Annotated in this window: 1 pseudogene; it reads right to left on the bottom strand. The window is 57.9% G+C overall.

Features of this window, described 5'->3' with window-relative positions:
* Nucleotides 1-266: pseudogene (locus tag AF337_RS11975) on the bottom strand (methyl-accepting chemotaxis protein); the annotation flags it as partial.

Genomic DNA, 266 nt, shown 5'->3' with positions numbered 1-266 from the left:
TCATATCTCCGTTGGAAAGGCTGGCCAGTCCGTTGCCGAGTTCGCTCACCGCGAACTTGATCGAATCCTCACGGGAGGCATGGAGGACGGAACGTTCCTGTCGTTCGATCTCTTCGCGGGACCGGGAGCTTTCCGCATCGGCCTCGAGCCTGATTTTCTGGCGATTGCTTTCCAGCAGGATGGCGAGGGAGCGTGAGAGGTCGCCGATTTCGTCCTTGGTATTCTTGTCGTTCAATTGCACGTCGAGTTGGCCATGGGCGATGCGA

It is taken from the genome of Rhizobium ecuadorense, assembly GCF_001187535.1.
Classification (GTDB): Bacteria; Pseudomonadota; Alphaproteobacteria; order Rhizobiales; family Rhizobiaceae; genus Rhizobium; species Rhizobium ecuadorense.
The sequence above is the reverse complement of the archived record's forward strand: the minus strand, read 5'-3'. Positions and strand labels throughout refer to the sequence as shown.